At 54.3% G+C, this 17,698-nt stretch carries 13 protein-coding genes; 2 read left to right on the top strand and 11 right to left on the bottom strand.

The window, feature by feature from the left end:
• Positions 1-38: 38 nt before the first annotated feature.
• The 10 genes from mutL to NST04_RS18125 form a co-directional block, all read right to left on the bottom strand.
• Positions 39-2,132: a DNA mismatch repair endonuclease MutL gene (gene mutL / locus NST04_RS18170; RefSeq protein WP_341185491.1), complete on the bottom strand. Its 2,094-nt coding sequence runs from the start codon at positions 2,130-2,132 to the stop codon at positions 39-41.
• Between the two features lie 481 nt (positions 2,133-2,613).
• Positions 2,614-5,472, bottom strand: coding sequence for a DNA mismatch repair protein MutS (gene mutS, locus NST04_RS18165; protein WP_341185490.1), 2,859 nt, complete (start codon positions 5,470-5,472; stop codon positions 2,614-2,616).
• Positions 5,473-6,984: 1,512 nt separating this feature from the next.
• Entirely contained in the window at positions 6,985-8,670 is a 1,686-nt protein-coding gene (locus tag NST04_RS18160) for a putative amidoligase domain-containing protein (RefSeq protein WP_341185489.1), read from the bottom strand.
• A 455-nt stretch (positions 8,671-9,125) separates the two neighbouring features.
• On the bottom strand, positions 9,126-9,683 hold the full coding sequence (locus NST04_RS18155; protein ID WP_036699039.1) for an outer spore coat protein CotE: 558 nt from the start codon (positions 9,681-9,683) through the stop codon (positions 9,126-9,128).
• A 259-nt stretch (positions 9,684-9,942) separates the two neighbouring features.
• Entirely contained in the window at positions 9,943-10,962 is a 1,020-nt protein-coding gene (locus tag NST04_RS18150; protein ID WP_036699042.1) for an HD-GYP domain-containing protein, read from the bottom strand.
• Positions 10,963-11,098: 136 nt separating this feature from the next.
• The gene (locus tag NST04_RS18145; RefSeq protein ID WP_341185488.1) at positions 11,099-12,088 is read right to left on the bottom strand and encodes an aromatic acid exporter family protein; all 990 of its coding nucleotides are present in this window, start codon (positions 12,086-12,088) and stop codon (positions 11,099-11,101) included.
• 95 nt (positions 12,089-12,183) lie between these two features.
• Positions 12,184-12,936 (bottom strand): ABC transporter permease, encoded by a 753-nt coding sequence (locus NST04_RS18140; RefSeq protein ID WP_445667946.1) that lies wholly within the window; start codon positions 12,934-12,936, stop codon positions 12,184-12,186.
• Between the two features lie 80 nt (positions 12,937-13,016).
• On the bottom strand, positions 13,017-13,796 hold the full coding sequence (locus NST04_RS18135; RefSeq protein ID WP_341185486.1) for an ABC transporter ATP-binding protein: 780 nt from the start codon (positions 13,794-13,796) through the stop codon (positions 13,017-13,019).
• 14 nt (positions 13,797-13,810) lie between these two features.
• Positions 13,811-14,782 carry an ABC transporter substrate-binding protein gene (locus NST04_RS18130; protein WP_341186789.1) on the bottom strand — a complete coding sequence of 324 codons (972 nt, stop codon included), beginning with the start codon at positions 14,780-14,782 and terminating at the stop codon, positions 13,811-13,813.
• Between the two features lie 267 nt (positions 14,783-15,049).
• Entirely contained in the window at positions 15,050-15,694 is a 645-nt protein-coding gene (locus NST04_RS18125) for a hypothetical protein (RefSeq protein ID WP_341185485.1), read from the bottom strand.
• 184 nt (positions 15,695-15,878) lie between these two features.
• On the opposite strand from NST04_RS18125, the gene NST04_RS18120 reads away from it, so the two are divergent.
• Complete coding sequence (locus tag NST04_RS18120) at positions 15,879-16,118, top strand: hypothetical protein (RefSeq protein WP_036699054.1); 240 nt, start codon at positions 15,879-15,881, stop codon at positions 16,116-16,118.
• A gap of 137 nt (positions 16,119-16,255) precedes the next feature.
• Here the strand turns inward: NST04_RS18120 and NST04_RS18115 are convergent, their stop codons facing one another.
• On the bottom strand, positions 16,256-16,393 hold the full coding sequence (locus NST04_RS18115) for a hypothetical protein (protein WP_179090468.1): 138 nt from the start codon (positions 16,391-16,393) through the stop codon (positions 16,256-16,258).
• Between the two features lie 328 nt (positions 16,394-16,721).
• On the opposite strand from NST04_RS18115, the gene NST04_RS18110 reads away from it, so the two are divergent.
• Complete coding sequence (locus tag NST04_RS18110) at positions 16,722-17,348, top strand: FMN-dependent NADH-azoreductase (RefSeq protein WP_036699056.1); 627 nt, start codon at positions 16,722-16,724, stop codon at positions 17,346-17,348.
• Positions 17,349-17,698 lie beyond the last annotated feature (350 nt).

The following is a 17,698-nucleotide window of genomic DNA, read 5'->3' as shown; positions in this document are numbered from 1 at the left end:
CCTCCGATCCTGCACTCTATAAATGTACAATATAGCCACTACATCACGCGCTTAAACAGCTTCTCCAGATCATAAGCCGAGAATGACACAACGATCGGACGTCCATGCGGGCAGGTATAAGGCTGACGGCAGGCCGCGAGCCTGGTAAGGAGCGATTCTACTTCCAGCTCTGTAAGCTTCTGGTTGGCTTTAATCGAAGCCTTGCAGGAGCAGAGAATGGAGGATTTCTCGCGCAGCTTGGCGAGGTCAATCGACCGTTCGCTCAGCACCCACTCTGCCATCTCTTCAATGACCGCCTTCTCGTCCCCTTCCGGGAACCAGTACGGCAGGGAACGAACCAGGAAGGTCTGGCCGCCAAAATGCTCAAGCACGACCCCCGCCTGCTCGAACCAATGCAGCCGTTCGCTAAGCTGCCTGCTCTCCGAAGGCGTGAACTCCAGCGTAATCGGCAGCAAAAGCTCCTGCGAAGCATCCTCCGGCTTGCCGAATTTCTCATAATAGAATTCATAATTCACCCGCTCATGCGCAGCGTGCTGGTCAATCAGGTACAGCCCGCTGTCATTCTGGGCGATGATATAGGTTCCGTGATGCTGGCCGATATAATTCAGCTCGGGAAACTGCGGAAGACCAGTGTCAGTCTGCTCAACAGGTGCGTACAGCTCCCCGGCCGCCTGCTGCTGCCCCCGGCCAGCGGTGGCTGCCTGAGGACGGTAGCTGTCGCGGAAGCCGCTAAACGGCTGGCGGTATGAACCCTGGGTGGCGTTACCGCCGCTGTATGCAGCGGCCGTCTCTCTGGCCTGCTGCGTATTGCTGCTATATGGCTGGGTATTCCCGGATGCTTGGGAAGCAGTATAAGGGGTTCCAGCGGCAGGGTTGGCAGCGTCCGTTAATGGACCAGCACTGCCGGAGAACGGGACGCCGCTCCGTCCGCTGACAGGCGGCTGACTGCTCCCTCCAGCGCCAGCACCGCCAGGCATTCCCTGGCCGTAGCTGGTCGGAGTTGCTATCTTGTCTGTGCCTCCCGTTTCCGTACCTTGCTGAATACTGCCCGGAGCTGCACCTTTGGAGAAGGCGAATTGCTCCTGAATGAAAGAGCTGCTATTCTTGCCGCCGATGATCTCCTTGGTAGGGCGCGGAATCAGGCTCTGGCCCATCAGCAGCGCGCGGAGCTGCTGCTCAATGAACCCGTACAGCTCAGGTTCTTTGCTGAAGCGCACTTCAAGCTTGGCCGGGTGCACGTTGACATCCACCAGTGACGGGTGCATCTCCAGCTTCAGGACCAGCAGCGGATAACGGTTGATCGGCAGCAGCGTATGATAAGCGCGCATAATCGCTGCGTTCAGTCCGTTGCTGCGGATGTAACGTCCCCCGACCAGCGTCGTAACCGCATTGCGGTTCGAGCGTGTCCACTCCGGACGGCTGATATAGCCGGAGATCCGGAAGTCCGGATCTTCCGCCGACACTGGGAGCATGGCCTTAGCCGCTGAGGTGCCATATACTGCAGCAATCACCTGCAACAGGTCTCCGTTGCCCAGCGTATGCAGCAATTGATTGCTGTTATGCTGGAGGGTGAAGGAGATATCCGGGTGGGCCAGTGCCATCCGGTACATGGCATCCGAGATATGGCCCAGCTCAGTCTGGATGCTCTTCATATACTTCAGGCGTGCAGGCGTATTATAGAACAGCTCGCGCACGGTAAGGTCACTTCCCTTGCCGGAAGCTGCATCTTCATTACGGATCAGCCTGCCGCCCTCGATATCCAGCACCCGGCCCTTCCCGTCGTCTCCGCTTGCGGTCAGCAGCGTCAGCTTCGATACCGCAGCGATACTCGCCAGCGCTTCACCGCGGAAGCCGAGGCTGGTGATCAGGAAGAGATCACGGCCGCTGGCAATTTTGCTGGTCGCATGTCGGTAGAAGGCGGTCTCGCAGTCCTCCGGCTCGATCCCCGAGCCGTTATCCTTCACCCGGATGCTCTGCAGTCCCCCCTCTTCCACTGAGACTTCAATGCGGGTGCTGCCTGCATCGATCGCGTTCTCGACCAGCTCCTTCACTACGGAAGCTGGACGCTCGACTACCTCCCCGGCCGCAATCTGGTTGGCAATATGCTCATCCAGCACATGAATTTTAGCCATATTCGTTCACCCCGCATTTATTTAATTTATAAATATTATTGAACACTAACGGACTGTAAAGACTTATTCGGACAAGCGGAAGCGGATTTTCCGTCCTTTGCCGTCCTTTTAAAGGACGGTAATGTATGCTGTTTTTCACATACATTCAGGCCGTTTGCCTGCTTGGGGCCTGAATGTATGCTGTTTTTCACATACATTCGGGCCGCGTGTCTGCTTGCGAGCACAATGTATGCTGTTTTTCACATATATTCGGGCCGTGTGCCTGCTTGCGAACACAATGTATGCTGTTTTTCACATACATTCAGGCCGTTGCATGCTTGCGGGCACAATGTATGCTGTTTTTCACATATATTCGGGCCGCGTGTCTGCTTGCGAACACAATGTATGCTGTTTTTCACATACATTTGGTCCATATTCCGCTGTCAGTCAAGTCCGGACCTTGCTTTACTTTAAACAGGATGCCTGCAGCAGTTCTGCTGAACTACAGCTCTCTTGCCTTCAGCTTCAGCTCATTCAAGAGGCCCATCGCCTGCAGCGGGGTCATGTTCATCAGATCCGCGCCTTGCACGGCGTTGATTAACTCTTTGAGCAGCGGATTGTCTTTGACGGCAGGTGCCGCTGCTCCGCCCTTGCGGTTCTTGCGCGGCTCTTCCTCGCCAAAGATAGACAGTTGTACCACTTCATTGTCCTCTTCCTCTACAGGAGAAGCAAGGGATACGGCAGCTTCCCGCTGTCCGGCAGCCATAGAAGCCGCTGCTTCGGGATGCGGATCTGGATGTACCGGAGCCCCCGTGGTGCGTTCACCCGAATAGGACTGGCTGCCTGTGGCAGCTCCCTCTCCGGCATCCGGCGTCTGCGCAGCGGTAGCCTGATTCTCCTCTATAACCGTTCCGCTCCCGCTCCGGTCACTGTAACCCGTGCCGTAATTCAGCGCTGCGCTGCCCGGCGGAGAAGCCTGCTCAATGCTCTGAAGCAGCCCGTAGGCCCGGTCTATAATTCCTTCCGGCAATCCGGCCAGCCTTGCACAATAGATCCCGTAGCTGCTGTCCGCAGCTCCCGGCACCAGCTTGCGGAGGAAGTTCACCTTGTCGCCGCTCTCCTGGACCGCCATCGAATAATTCCGCAGCCCCTCAAGGCTCTGCTCCAGATGGGCCAGCTCATGGAAATGCGTCGAGACCAGTGCCTTACAGGCGATGGTATCATGCACATATTCGATCACCGCCTGGGCAATCGCCATCCCCTCGCTGGTCGAGGTCCCCCGGCCCAGCTCATCGATGATGATCAGGCTGCGGGCAGTTGCTTTCTCGGTCATGACCTGAATGTCGGCCATCTCGACCATGAACGTGCTCTGGCCGCCGATCAGGTCGTCCGCTGCACCGATCCGCGTGAAGATGCGGTCGATCAGTGCCACCTCGGCGCTGGCCGCAGGCACGAAGCAGCCGATCTGGGCCATGATGCAGATGAGCGCCACCTGGCGCATATACGTGCTTTTGCCGGCCATGTTCGGCCCTGTAATCAGCAGGATATTGCCCTCGTCCTTGCTGAGTGTGCTGCCGTTGGCAATGAACGCCGAATCCTTCAGCACCGCCTCCACGACCGGATGGCGTCCGCCTTCGACCCGCAGATCATAGCTGTCGGACAGCTTCGGCTTCACGAACCGGTGCTCCGCGCTGACCGCTGCGAGGCACTGATACACATCAATCTCTGCCACCTTCTCGGCCAGCGCCTGCAGGCGCGGAACCTGGCTGCTGATCCGCTCGCGCAGCTCGGTGAACAGACTGTATTCCAGATCTGTCATCTTGTCCTGGGCTTCCAGGATCAGCGCTTCCTTCTCCTTCAGCTCAGGCGTGACATAACGCTCGGCGTTGGCCAGTGTCTGCTTGCGCTCGTAACGGCCTTCCGGCAGCGAGGACAGATTGGAGCGGGTAATTTCTATATAATATCCGAAGACTTTGTTGTAGCCGATCTTGAGGGATTTGATCCCGGTCACCTGGCGTTCCTTCGCTTCAAGCTCGGCAATCCAGCGCTTGCCGCTGCTGCTGGCTTCCCGCAGCTCGTCCAGCCGCTCATGGTAGCCCGCGCGGATAATTCCGCCGTCACGCACGGACACCGGTGCATCCTCCACAATCGCCCGTTCAATATCCTCACGAAGCTCCGCACATTCATCCATGGACGCGCCGATCTCCCTTAAGGTAGAAGAGCCGGAGGTCAGGCACATCTCCTTCAGCGCAGGAATCTGAGCCAGAGACAACCTCAGTGCATTCATATCCCGCCCGTTCGCGCTGCCGAAGGCAATCCGTCCGACCAGCCGCTCCAGATCGTAAATCTCCTTCAGCGCCCCGCGCAGATCCTCGCGGACGATGAACTGGTTATACAGATAATCGACGGCTTCCAGACGGCGCTCAATCGGCGCGCGCTGCAAGAGCGGCTTATCAATCCGGCGGCGCAGCAGGCGGCCGCCCATGGAGGTCTCGGTGCGGTCCAGGAGCCAGAGCAGCGAGCCTTTTTTGGAGCGTTCCCTCACAGTCTCGGTCAGTTCAAGATTACGCCGGGTGAACGGATCGAGAATCATATAATTCCCCGGCTCGTAAGGTGAGATCTGGGTAAGCTGTCCCAGGGAACGGCGCTGGGTCTCACTGAAATAGGAGATCAGCAGCGCCAGGGCACGGCCGCGCTCCTTCTCCAGCCGGACCCAGGCCGCTTCGCCGAATTGGCGGCGGGCCAGCGCTTCCTCCTGCTTGTCCCATGGGGTATAGACCACCGGCTTAGCCAGCAGAGAAGCTTCACTGCGCAGCTCCTCCAGCAGGGCCGAATCTCCGATAATCTCCGCAGGCTCATAGATACCAATCTCATCGCGCAGCCACTCGGTGCTTGCGAGTACCGAGGTAACATACAGCTCACCTGTCGTCAAATCGCAGGCGGCCAGCGCCATCATCCCGTCTTCCTCTGTTACGCAGACGAGATAGTTGTTGCTTTTGTCCGAAATGATCTTGCCGTCCATCACCGTACCTGGTGTTACGACCCGGACGATATCGCGGCGGACCATCCCTTTGGTCACCGCAGGATCATCCAGCTGCTCGCAGATCGCGACCTTGTAGCCCTTCTCGATCAGTCGCTGTATGTACCCCTCGGCGGCATGATACGGCACACCGCACATCGGAATTTTTTCCCCGATCCCGCCATCGCGGCCTGTTAAAGTAATCTCAAGCTCTTTGGATGCAAGCAGCGCATCCTCAAAGAACATTTCATAGAAATCGCCCAGACGAAAGAAAAGGAAAGCATCTTTAGCCCCTTCCTTGACTTTGAGATACTGCTGAATCATCGGCGTATAGTTTGCCATCGTCTACCTCCATACCTGCTTCATACTGTTCTCTATTATAGCAGAAACTCCGCTCCCCGGGTTACCCCCGGCAAGCACGCGGCGTTTGCTAAAAGTTGGGGCGGGTGTGGCGGGCGCTGGGGGCGGGTTGTTCGTGGGGAATTAGGGTCTTTGTTGGGAGGAATGCGCGATGTGAGTGTAGGAGATATGGTGGTTTGAGGGTCGGAGTAATGCGGAGATGTTGGGGGCAGGTGTAAGGACGGGGTGAGGCGGATAATGGGGCGGTCGTGAGTAGCTGCTGTGGAGGAGATACGCGTGCGAGGGCAGGGTGAGACGGAATGCTAGGGCAGGCGGAGATGTGCGGAGCGAGAGTAAACTGTGGGGAGAGATGCGCGTGCGAGGGGCTGAGTGAGATGGGATGCTGGGCGGGGTAAGGGTGTGGGGGCGGGTGTGTGGAGCTTGTGGGTGATCGAGTCTAAGAGCTGAGTGAGACGGTATACTGGGCTAGTCGGAGATGTGGGGGCGGGTGAGAGTAACTTATGGGGATCGAGTGTAATGTGTATGCGGAAGAATGTTGGTCAAAAAATCAGTACAGAATGTGGGTGAGCATATCGGTGCAGCTGAGAACGCTTGGTCAGAGTGCGGACTGCATGTGGTAGGAATATAGTTGAGAATGCTGGGTGAGGATGTGGCGCTGGCGGGTGTAACTTCTGGGGGATTGCAAGTGTGGCGTGCCGAATGGGGCTGCATGTGTGAGCGAAAAATATGGTGGCGGAGGCCCAGACCATCATAATGAAGCATGGTGCTGAGAGTTCCCGGTAATTTTTTCATTCTATTGCACTTTATACTTTAGATGGTCCTGTAAATAGCTAAAAAATGGGATCTGTTGCAATTTGTACAGTAGAAATCCTGAAAACAAGAGTTTTCGGACCAAATCCCAGAAATCTAATGTACGAAATACATTAGAATGAATCACAGCGCTGGGAAACGGCGATTCTGCTGCAGTAAATACAATCACTTTGATAACCACTTCCTTAATGACTCCACCAGACCCATGTAGTTGCGATAGCGGGGTTAGAATAGTAGTTGTATTGGGCGTTAGGCTTAATTGCAGTTCGTACAACTAAAACGTCCGATATTCCACCGATTATCCATTTAGTTGTAATCTGTACATATAAAAACCCATCTGTACTTGGGTTCTGGCGATTCGGGCAAATTTAGTTGTACACACTACACTTAGAAGAGAAAAAGCTTCTTTTAGAGTGTGTTTAGTTGTACAGAGTACACCTATCGCTAGGCACCTATCACTGAATGATCGCTTCGAACGAAGTTTCATATAATGGGCGCAAGTTTGAAGGGGATGATTAGCTGAGTAACTTAAGTATTCAGAGTAATTTAGAGTACTTGTAGTAATTTAGAGCAATTGTGCACAGTAGTTTGTTTTTAAAACAGCCGCCATAGTTACAGATTTCCACACCTAGCGGTGCAGAAAAGCTGTAACCGGCGGCTATCTGGACTTGACGGCGGCGGGCTCTATTGATAAGCATCCGCCCGCCCGGAGGGCAGCGCCCCGGAGTCCGGCGGGGCGCTCCGTACCCAGGAGCCGCGGATATCCCGCGACTCATCCCAGCTCTGCTGCTCCGCTATGGCGCGCAGCAGCGGATCAATCCACCGGGCGGCGGCAGCGTAGCCGCCCAGTGCGCGCAGCTGCGCCTCCAGGGGAGGCCAGGCTGTGCGCAGAAGGTCTTTGCCGCCGCTGTAGAAGGCGGCATGCAGGTCTTCCCGGTCGAGCGGACGCAGCGGCAGGTCTTCATAATGGCTCACGATCAGGTGAGCCAGGCAGACCGCGCCTTTGGCGATGACCGGGGAGACCAGGAAGCTCGGCAGGGTCCGGTACTCGAAGCCGCCATGCGGCTGCGGACGGAAATCGCCGAGCACGCCATAGCGGGGACGCCGGGCCGCAGCCCGGATGTCCTCCAGCAGGAACAGGGGCAGCGCTAGATAGTTATCTAGCGCGCGCAGGAGCGGCGCACACAGCGTGACGCCGCTGAAGTGCAGGTGGCCGCCGAGGGCCCAGCCCCGCAGCGGCATACCTCCCGCCCGCCAGCGCAGCGAGCGGTCGGCAATGAGCCGGTCCGCCTCGCGTGCGGCGGACATCAGCTGCGCCAGCAGCGCGCGCGGTTCCCCGCGCGGCGCAGGGCGCAGCTCCGCCACCGGGAACACGCCGCGCGTTCCCGGGGGTCCGGCGTCGCAGCCCGCGACGCCGTCCATGGGCAGGTACCGCGACGCCGGCACGACGCGGCCCGTGGATTCCCGGAGCAGCAGGAACTCCGGGTCCATGCCCATGAGCAGCCCAGGCCGGCCCGGCTGCTCACTGTCGAGCATCCGAGCAAGCGCTGCGGATGCTGACCGGTACGGCTCAGGCAGCGCTCCTGAGGAATCAGGCATCACCGGAGTAATGCCTGTCACCATATACCGCCGCCCGCCCATGGCCCGCAGCTCCACCTCGCCGCTGTCCAGCCCCAGACTATAGAGCGCCCGCACCGCTGTAGTCCGCAGAACCCCCGCAGTCCCCCGCAAATCCCTTCCCCCACCACCTAAACTGCCAAGCTCATCCCCACGACTCCCATACTCACCCTGCCCTTCAACTCCCCCACCAACACTCCAGTACTCACCTTGCCCTTCAGCTCCTCCCACACCACTCCCATACTCATCTTGCCCCCCTGCTACTCCCTCACTACTCCCATACTCACCTTGCCCTCCAGCACCTACTCCATTACTCCCATCCCCATCTCGCCCTCCAGCTACACGCCCAACGCTCTCATACTCCCCTTGCTCTCCAGCTCCTCCCATACCATTCCTATACTCCCCCTGCCCTCCGACTCCCCCACCATCACGCTCATACTCCCCTTGCCCTCCAACTCCCAGCCCGCCGCTCCCATCCCTACCCAACCATCCAGCCGCTCCCCCGCCAGCGCCCATAGCTGCTCCCGCTCCAAGCGGCTGGCAGTCCAGCACGGCCAGATTGAAGATGAGCACGCGGTAGTGCTGTCTGTAGCTTGCAGGGTCTTGTCCATGTGAGTGGGCATGGGTACCTCTTGTATCTTGCCGCGACCCTCTAGCGATAGAATCGGAGTCGGCCTCAATCCCGCAGCGCCGGAGCCTGCGTTCCATCTGCTCCGGCGCAAGCTGCCGGAATACGTTCAGCCCTTCATTCATGTCTAATGCCTCCGCCCATACGAAATTCCTCAGTGCCTTATCCCCTTGCGTACCATCCTGTACCGGACAATACCCTTTGAGCATAAGCCGCTGAGGAAGCCTGACCCCCAAATGTTCAAGTGGAAATAGCGTGAAAACCAAAGTAAAAATAATACATATATAAGACCGTATAAAAATTGAACCCGAAGCTTGATCGCCGCTGCGGTGTATACTTAGACATCCGAACGCCGCCCTGTTTAAATTCCCTGATGAATGCCGCTTCTCCAGCGCAAGCCTCCCCCTCCGCATCCCTGTGCCTTGAAGGATACTCAACAACCTGAAGCCTAAATCCTTACCCTGCAAAAAATATTTTTATTTTTTTAAAAAAAGAGGGCATTCGCCCTCTACGCCGCTGCCCTCTCATCATATAATGGATCATAACCCACACAGTACTTCAGGCAGCGGCGCATTCCTTCCTACAACTCATCATCCAGAGCGTCAGGGTCCAGATCATCGTAATCATAATTCTCGCCTTCAAAATCATAATCCTTGTCTTCCAGATCGTCACTCTGATCACTGACAAACACGCGGAGCTTGGTCTCAGCCACCAGTTCCGCATCGAACTCGCGTTCCACGCGGAGTGTCACACTGCCTCCGCCCGGTGATACCCCGGCTTCCACACAATTGGGTTCCTGCGTTGCCTCCGCAGAGACCTGTGCCGTGGAAGCACGGTGTCTCGGGTCGAGGTACGACAATGGAATAAGCTCCACATAGGAGACCGTTTCCTTGGCAACCTCGGTCTGCTTGTTTTTGTCGTACGAATACCAGATGTTCACATCATAGGTACCAATCACTTCGATTCCGTTCCCGGCGGCAACCGCTTCGTACTGGTGGTTAATGATCCAAGCCCCCAGAATACTAGTCGGATGATGTGGCGGAGTCACGGTATGGGTTGCTGTAGAGAACTTACGACCTTTGCCGCAAATTGCCTTCGTAATGATCTCCCTTGTTTGACGTTTATGGCTTAATGACATCTTTGAACCTCCTCCATACAATCATTCACTATCAAGTGTATGCACGTTCTGGGCATTTGTTGATTGTTAGAGTAGAAATAAATTTGGGTAAGCCCTCAGATGCCGTAACTGAAGCCCTTTGCTTCATTTTATTGCCGGATTTAGTCCATTATGAGTCTCCTGATCCGAAAAAAAACAAAAGTAGCGGCTCCCCCAAACCGGGAAAACCGCTACTTTTTGTTGTGCCAACATCTTAAGCCGGGAAGGGCCAGGCTCTCTGCTAGGAAAGCACACGTACGATACCAAGCTGCCGGTGGCGGCTGAGATCGATGAAGTCCTCACCGATGTTCACCAGCGGACGCAGCGGGTCATGGGCCAGAATCATAATGATTTTGCCGATCTGCCCGTCCGTCAGGAGCACCTCATTGCCGATCATCGACTGCATCAGCTTATTAATGAACACACTGCAGATATACGGGTCCAGCTTGCCGTAGACATTCTCGTCCATCTGCTTAAGCACCTCATACAGCGGCGCGGCTGTACGGTAGAACCGGTCCGAAGTCATCGCGTGGAAAATATCCGCCACCGCTACGATCTTGCTGAAATCCGTAATCCGGTGGCCCAGCACGCCGAACGGATAGCCGCTGCCGTCCATCCGTTCGTGATGCTGCAGCGCCACGAGCGCCTGCATATGATTGGTTCCCACCGTATCGCGGATCATCTCATAGCCATAGGTCGTGTGCTTCTTCATCAGGGCATATTCATCCTCACTCAGCGGACCCGGCTTGGTAAGGATCTCGGCCGGAATCATAATTTTGCCGATATCATGCAGCGTCGCAGCAATCGTCAGCATACTCAGCTCGTCAGGCTTCAGCTTCAGCCATTTGCCGAGCAGTGTAGAGATGATCCCTACTGCCACATTATGCCTGTATGTATAATCATCCTTAGTCTGCAGCGCAGACAATATTCCAAAGAAATCATTCTTCTCGCTCACCTGCTGGATGAACGGGATCACTTCATTCCTAAGCTCAATCATCGGCAGACGCTTCGTCTTCGTATAGCGCAGCTGTTCAAAAATACTCTCCATTGCCGCCGTACAGTCATCCACAGCCAGCTGATAGAATGCAGCGCTATCGACCTGGACCACATCCTGCGGCTCCAGAACGATCTTGTGCTGCGTAATCAGGCGGATATGCTCTCCGGTGAGCAGGGTCAATGCCGGCAAGACAAATACACCGCTATGATTAAAAAGGTTCGCTACCAGCTGTTTGCCGATATATTGATCATTGCTGTTATTCATATTCCTCACCTGCCAGACCAAGATTCTTGAGTTTTGGACATCACTTAAGAGACAAGCTCACTTGCGGTGCTTATGTTTCTTATCGTTATTTTACACCGGATTGTGAATACCTGACACCTAAATTACATGGATTTGCTTACGCTTTGCCCTTCGCAGGCTGCTTGTCCTTCGCCGGACGCAGCTCCACCGGGCTTTTATAGCGTTTGGCAATCTTAAGATACAGCGCAAGCTCACGGCATAATTGCAGAATCGCGGAGCGGATCTCGAATTCCTCACGCGAATCCGGCAGCTCCATCTCCTGGAACTCCTGCTGCAGCTCCTCCAGCAGCCGTTCGGTCCGGCCGGTATATTCCTCAGCCAGCACATCACCGCTAAGCTGGTCGAACAGCTCTGCCACCATATCTCCGTGCGGCAGCTGCCGGTAGACCTGCGAGAGCAGCTGCATCATATTCTGGATGGACTCCAGCTGCTCCTTACGCATATAGAAGTACACATTCCAGGCTTCATCCGGGTGGATCACATGATTCTCCATTTCCCTGGATGCCGCGCTCAGCCCCTTCTGTACAGCCTCCCCTGCCCCGATCAGCTCTTTCCCGTCCCAGATATAGCCGGGATCACGGAGCGTTCTGGCCATTTGCCGGAAGATGACCGAGAAGTAGCCGTCCACCTCTTTGCGGATGCCCGCAATGATCCCGCCGGTCTGCGGCATATAGATGAAGTTCACAAGTCCGGCGGAGCCGAGGCCGATAATCAGCAGCTCCACCTGTTGCAGCAGGATATGAACCGTGATATCAGCTTGTCCAAACACGCGGAACACAATGACCGAGCTGGTGACGATCCCTTCCTTGAAGCCGGATTTGACGATCAGCGGGAAGCCGAACAATACATACAGTCCTAGTACCCAATAATGAAAGCCCAGGGCCCAAAACAGAATACAGCCCAAAAAGAGTCCCACCAATGAGGCGAAAAAGCGCGCCGAAATCGTGCGTAGACTCCTTTTACGGGTCGTTTCCACCCCGAGAATGGCCAGCAATCCCGCGCTTTGGGCATTAGGGATACCAGCGGCGGCTGCCAGCAGAATAGACAGCAGAGTTGCAGCCGCCGTTTTAATAATACGAAATCCCATGTGAATATCTCTCCTACACCGTTAAGCTTCAACATTCAGATAAAGATATAGTCATGGTACAAGATTTTGCCAAGAGACACAATATGACATGGTTCTTACCGTCTCGACAGCAGCAGCTTCTCCACATACACCACCAGCTGGTACATGGCCGTAGCCACAGCCGCAATAATGAGCAGGCTCGACATGACCAGGGTGAAGTTGAACACCTGAAAACCGTAAATAATCAGATACCCCAGTCCCGATTTCGCCACCAAAAATTCACCGACAATGACACCGACCCAGGACATGCCGACATTCACCTTGAGGGTGGAGACCACCGCCGGGAACGACGCCGGGAGAATAACTTTGCAGAACTCCTGGCTTTTGGAGGCGCCGAAGGAGCGGACCACCTTGACCAGATTCGGGTCCACGCTGCAAAAGCTGTTGTACACTACCAGAGTCGTGATAATCACGGTAATCGATAAGGTGGTAACGACGATGGCGGTGAAGCCTGCCCCGAACATGACAATGAAGATCGGTCCGAGCGCCACCTTCGGCATACTGTTGAATACAACCATATAAGGGTCCAGGACGGCGGACAGAAAAGGTGACCACCAGATCACGACAGCCAGCAGCGTCCCGATTAAGGTGCCCAGAATAAAGCCCACCGCGGTCTCGCCCACGGTCATTCCCAGATGCGGCCACAGACTGCCGCTGACCATGTCCTCCCAGATCTGCCCGAACACCTTCGTCGGGTAGCTGAACAACAGCTCATCGATCCAGCCCATTCTGGCCCCGGCTTCCCAGAGCACGAAGAACACCAGCAGCAGGCTGCTCCGGACCATAAGCACCTGACTCTTGCGGCGCAGCTTCTTCTTCCTGTAATCCGCATGCTTCTGTTCCAGCCACTGCGCACGGGAGGCCGTCTCACGGGGCTGCGCTTCTGTATTCACATCTCTTCCCTCCCTGCCAGCTCCATTTCCTTCCATACCTCGTGAAAAAGCTCCGCGAAGCCCGGCAGGTCCCGCGCATACAGCGGCGGGGTGCGGCGGATCGCTTCCGGAATCTCAAAAATCCGGCGGATTCTGCCCGGATTCGGCTGGAGAAGAATGACCCGGCTGCTGACCGCAATCGCTTCAGACAGGTCATGCGTAACCAGAATCGCCGTGGTTCCCCGGCGCATCAGCGTCTCCGAGACCAGATCCTCCAGCTGCAGCTTAATCTGGTAGTCCAGCGCCGAGAATGGCTCATCAAGCAGCAGCAAGCTGGGGTCGGTAGCCAGCGTCCGCACGAGAGCAACACGCTGGCGCATCCCTCCCGAGAGCTGTGCCGGATAGGCTTGCTCCTTGCCTTCCAGCCCCATATCGGCCAGCAGCTGCAACGATTTGGCACGCGAGCTTCCGGTGAGCCTTCCGGTCAGCTCCAGCCCGAGCAACGCGTTATCCTCAATCGTTCTCCAGGGAAACAGATAGTCCTGCTGGAGCATATAGCCGACTTCCGGCGAAGGTCCCGCGGCCTTACGTCCGCTGAGCAGCACCTCACCGCGTGAAGCCTGCAGCAGCCCGGCGATGATCGACAGAATCGTTGTTTTGCCGCAGCCGCTCGGTCCGACCAGACTGACGAACTCGCCTTGGCCAACGCTGAGATTCAGATCCTCTATAGCAAGCGAAGCCTCGCGGTCTCCCAGATAGGCGTGCGTGACTTCCTTAAACTCGACTACTGGAAGCATAGTGGTCGGCCTCCTCACTCCTTGATGGTGCTCTCTGCCTGCTCTGCAAAGCTGTTATTAACTATTTTAGCGGCAGGGATTCGTTCCTTCAGCTCACCGGCATGGTCAATAACATCCAGCAGATTATTCCATTCCTTGTCATCAATTACCGGATTCACCGCATAGGTATCCTGTTCCTTATAACGGCTGATGGCAGAGACCACAATGCCCCGGTCAATCTTTTCAAAATAAGGCATGACCGCGTCAGCAATCTCCTCAGGACTATGAGCCTTCACCCATAACTGGGCACGCTGGACCGCATTGGTGAATTTCTGCACCGTGTCCTGATTCTTAGTAATGTAGCTCTGCTTGGACATGAATACCGTATACGGCAGATAACCGCTCTCTACCCCGAAGGAAGCAACCACCTGGCCCCGGCCCTCACTCTCGAAGATCGATGCCTGAGGCTCGAACAGCTGTACATAATCCCCGGTCCCTGAAGCAAACGCGCCGGCAATATTGGCAAAATCAATGTTCTGGATCAGCGTCAGATCCTTCCCCGCATCAATCCCCTTATTCAGCAGCGTGAATGCGCCCGCCATCTGCGGCATGCCCCCTTGCCTTTGCCCCAGGAAGGTCGAGCCCTTCACTTTGTCCCATGTGAAATGGCTGTCCGGTGTACGCGCGAACAAGAAGGTTCCATCCCGCTGTGTAAGCTGGGCAAAATTGATTACAGGATCATCCGCCCCCTGCTGGTACACATAAATGGAGGTCTCCGAACCGACCAGCGCCACATCGATTGCTCCTGATAGCAGGGCCGTCATGGTTTTATCTCCGCCAGGTATCGTCTGCAGCTCCACATCCAGCCCTTCATCCTTGAAAAAGCCCTGCGATAAGGCCACATATTCAGGCGCATAGAACACGGAACGGGTAACTTCGCCGATCTTCACCTTGACATCACCGGATTTACTGCCGCAGCCTGCAAGAACAGAGCCGAGCACAAGCATTACCAAGAACGGCAATGACAGTCTTTTGAACCCTTTCATCCTCTCCACTCCTTTCCTCCCGGGTCTTTCGCCCTTGCTCTATGCATATGCGGGAGTCTATGGAAAGGTTAAAGTACAATATATAAAGCGCTTACATTAAATTGCGTTCGTATACCCCGCCCGCATTATGAGCGATCGCAGCGCCGTATTCACGCTGTACCGGACCAGCGAGCCGGACCCGTCAGAGTTAGTCGGTGCTTCCGCCAAAGCTATTTTGCCAGAACAATCTTAATAGAGCAGCCATTCCCCAAAAGCATGACATAGCTCTGCCCGGGTCAGCGGGAACGCAATGATATAACCGTCATCCTGTTCACTGCTGCTGCGTAGAAGCCATCCGCCCGAAGAAGCTTCTATGTAAGAGATCTGCTGCAGGGTCCAGCCCTCATCATTCCGCACACATAACCGCAGTTCACCGGAAGCTGTCCGGTTCTTAAGTACTTTAGCCAATTCTACAGAGCTGTCAGGATCACCTGTCTCCGCTTCCAGTGAAGCCGCCAGCACACAGAGGTTCCACGTTCCGGCCTTCTTATGAATCTCCTCATAACTCCGTCTGGACAGGAATACCGCTGGAGCGGACTGGTTCCGGGGCTGCGCACGCTCGAAGCAATTGAACAGGTAACAGCAGGCGCGCTTCATCTCTGCCGGCTCTTTCAGTTCGTAGGCGAAATCGTCCTCTTCTGTTAACCCTCTCAGGAGGATCTTATCCTTATGTACTTGCAGGCATACATCCTGCGCATATTCACGCTCATTGAATTTCACTCTGCAGATCCGCTTGGAGCCGGAGGCTGCGTGCAGGAGCTCCGCCACCACTCTACGCTCGGTCTCACCGGGGAACAGATACTGTGCCAGACAGATCACCTCTTGCTTATTCACATTCTTTATCCCTTCCTTTTAGGCATACATCTATGTTTTAATGTAAATGAGTGGCTTTCAAAAAAACAAGCAAAACTATAAAACTTGCAATCTTTATGTTATCATAAGCTAATTTTAAGGTAAAATTAAGAAACACAGGGTAAGATCAATACCATGAAATACTTTTAGCGAGGTGGTTTTCAAAATGAGAATGCTCATCACATTTCAAAACAAGCTTGTCCCTGTATATTTCACAACAGAAAACAAACAGCCGACCCAAAAAGTACTTCGACTGCTAAACAGCACCCTTGAACTCAAAATTCAAAAAGGCAAAAACGCCCTGCAGACCTGTTTGAATTCCCTGATCAGTATCGAAATTAAAGGCTCAGAAGCTATATTGCACAGTTACAGTGAAAATGATTCATTGGCCTTATCCCTCTATTAAACAGAGGGATATTTTTTTGCCGGTATTTGGCGGTATACATATATGGATAAACAACTTAAAAAAGCACATTCCCGCAAGTGAGGGATGCGCTTAGTCTATGGTTTACAGGGGCTTAACACTCAACATTATACCGGCAGTTATCCAATCCGGAGGTTCCGGTTCTCCTCTTTCTCCGCCTTTTTAATTCGCAATTTGAACAACTTCACCAGGTTACGCCGGGTATGCTCTTCGTGACAGCTGTCCAGTTTCTTCAGGATGAAACGGTCGATGGACATGTCAATCGCTCCTTTAAATGGGGGCTTAGTCCCGTGATCTGGAGAGGGAATCATTTCCTCTTCTCCTTATATCACCTATATAACCGGGCCGCAGAATCATTAAACTTGTCCCTGGCTGCGCCTGCACCGCTTGCGAAATTTGGAATACTACATATAGACCGTTCCCGGGCGGATTAGAGCGCTGTTATAGAAGATATGGTACATTTGCGAAGAATAGCAGCTTCTGCAGGCAGAATAAAAATTTTATACGACGGATATTTACAAACTAAAAATTAAATGCTATATTATCGATAGTTAATATTAAATAGATATCTAAGGAGAAATCATAATGTCGAATGTACTGTTTATCAAAGCTAATAACCGCCCTGCCGAGCAATCCGTAAGTGTTCAGCTCTACAACGAATTCCTGTCCAGCTACAAGGAGACTCATCCGCAGGACCAGATCACTGAACTCGACCTGTTCGCTGAACAGCTTCCTTACTACGATAACACTCTGATCACTGGTGTATACAAAGCCGCTCAAGGCTTCGAAGCTACTCCTGAAGAAGCAGCAGGCGCAGCACTTGTGAAGAAATATCTGGACCAGTTCCTGGCTGCTGACAAAGTAGTATTCGCCTTCCCGCTCTGGAACATGACCGTTCCGGCTGTACTGCACACTTATATCGATTACTTGAACCAGGCTGGAACTACCTTCAAGTATACTGCAGAAGGTCCTGTAGGACTCTTGACTGGTAAAAAAGCAGCTGTTCTGAACGCCAGAGGCGGCGTGTACTCCGAAGGCCCGGCCGCAAGTGCTGAAATGGCTGTTAACTTCATCATGGGCAACCTGAACTTCTGGGGCTTCAAAGAAACTACACAGGTAATCATCGAAGGACACAACCAGAACCCGGACAAATCCGCTGACATCATCGCTTCCGGCCTGCAACTGGCTAAAACTGCAGCAGCATCGTTCTAATCTGATCATAAAAGCTTTTTGAAAGTCTTCGTAGGGAGACTGACCAAAAACGGAAAGCAGCGATTCCCCACTAACGGGAGAATCGCTGCTTTTTAGTGTGCCAGATGCCATTTTTATAATAGTTGCTGAAGCAGGTGGATTTTCTCCACTTGTTATTTAATAAGCGGCCTCGAGCTAGGGAGCAGTTGGAAAAGCAGCACTTAATATCCTTGATTTTGTCCAAATGAGCTATTTACGGTGTAGTAAGTGACGTTTATCCAACTAATTTCCTCTCTAGCTCCCAAACCACCAAATTAAAATACGTTTTTCCAACTACTCTCCAGGGTGGCGTAGCTCCTACTTACACAATG

This window comes from Paenibacillus sp. FSL H7-0756, assembly GCF_038006765.1.
Taxonomy (GTDB): domain Bacteria; phylum Bacillota; class Bacilli; order Paenibacillales; family Paenibacillaceae; genus Paenibacillus_AQ.
The sequence above is the reverse complement of the archived record's forward strand: the minus strand, read 5'-3'. Positions and strand labels throughout refer to the sequence as shown.